The 1038-nt window shown below is 56.9% G+C and carries 1 protein-coding gene; it reads right to left on the reverse strand.

Translation table 11 applies throughout. The annotated features are described in order from the left end of the window. Positions 1-944, reverse strand: a 944-nt coding sequence (locus NX775_RS23890; protein WP_258838249.1) for a condensation domain-containing protein, incomplete at its 3' end; no start/stop codon positions are given. Between the last annotated feature and the right edge of the window lie 94 nt (positions 945-1038).

A 1038-nucleotide genomic window follows, 5' to 3' on the forward strand; every position in this document is an offset into this window, starting at 1 on the left:
GTGGCCTGTTCTTCGAACAGCTGGTGCAGCAGGCGCTCACGCGGGTAGGGCACAGCAGTGTCGTTGAACGCAATCAGTAATTGCTCCCGTTCCCCTTTTGGCAAGATGTCGATCTCGCTCATCGGAAGTCCTGGCTCGCGTGCGAGTGTCTCAGCGAGTTCATTGATCGCCGTTTCGAGGTAGCTTGCCACGCGAATCGGATCGATTCCATTCGTGCACTGTGCTTTAATGGAAAAGCTATCTCCCCAGTCGTCGATAGATATCGTTACCGGATAATTCGTGCGCTCGTCACCGCCTAAATAACTAACACCCTCGGGAAAACGGTGGTCCTTTTGGGCGGTGCGCTGACTGTGGCGGAAATTGAGCAGCGTGGTGAACAAGGGAAGCTGAGGCGGCACGCCACTGCACCGTTGGGCTAGAGCGAGAGGTGCGTGTTCATGTTCAAGAAGCCCTGCCAGGATGCTGAAAGCAGTTTCAAGCGCTTGTTTGACGCCGATATCCCCGACATCAAGGCGGAAAGGTAGCGTGTTGATAAACATACCTACCGCCCGATCCGCCCCGCTACTGCCATGCAAGCGACCAAACAGCAGCGTGCCGAACACAACGTCGGATTGACCGCTGCACTGCGCCAGCACCTTGGCCCAAGCGAGATGAAATAATGCTGCAGAACTTGCCCCCCGGCAGCGTGCTGCGCTGCGTAGGCGTTGCGCCGTACTCGGCGATATCACCAAGCGGGCTTCTCGCATGTCTCGCCCCGTGCCTTGCACGTCCAGCACATCGAAAAGGGCGGTCGGAACCGTAAAGTCGCCAAGCACCGCACGGAAGTAACTTTCGTGTGCGTCCTGTGGAGTGTTAATTAGCTGCGCGATGAGGCTGCGATACTGCATCGCGGGAGGCAGGTCAGCATCGCTACTCTGCAATAGTAGAAGAACTTCTTCACTCACTCGCTCCAAGGCGACATGGTCGCACACGATGTGGTGGCATACCAGGACCATGTACCATGCTGGGGAGTCCTGGTCGGCAGCAATAAACGGCACT

It is taken from the genome of Massilia aurea (genome assembly GCF_024753205.1).
Classification (GTDB): domain Bacteria; phylum Pseudomonadota; class Gammaproteobacteria; order Burkholderiales; family Burkholderiaceae_D; genus Telluria; species Telluria aurea.